This is a genomic window from Paraburkholderia sp. SIMBA_053, from assembly GCF_046534895.1.
Lineage (GTDB): Bacteria > Pseudomonadota > Gammaproteobacteria > Burkholderiales > Burkholderiaceae > Paraburkholderia > Paraburkholderia caledonica.
The window spans coordinates 1-280 of record NZ_JAWRXU010000505.1; the positions used below are offsets into that span (position 1 = coordinate 1).

At 57.1% G+C, this 280-nt stretch carries 1 pseudogene; it reads left to right on the forward strand.

Features of this window, described 5'->3' with window-relative positions:
* A pseudogene (locus SB753_RS36635) lies at nucleotides 1–280 on the forward strand (serine/threonine protein kinase); the annotation flags it as partial.

Genomic DNA, 280 nt, shown 5'->3' on the forward strand with positions numbered 1-280 from the left:
GGCCTGACTTTCTTCGACGAAAAAGCCGTCGCGCAGCAAATGCTTTTTGTCTCCGGCTATCACGAACTGATGCAGGACGGCCTGGACGGCTTTCTGAAACTCATTGCGTCGAGCATTTACGATTACCGCCCGAGCTTGATGATCATCGACGGCTTTCGTAGCGCCCGCGAGTTCAGCGAGACGGAGCTGTCGTTGTCCAAGTTCATTCATGAGCTGAACGCTCTCGTCGCGGCAATGGACTGCACGACGCTGCTTCTCGCGCCGCTGTCCGGCAACGAGC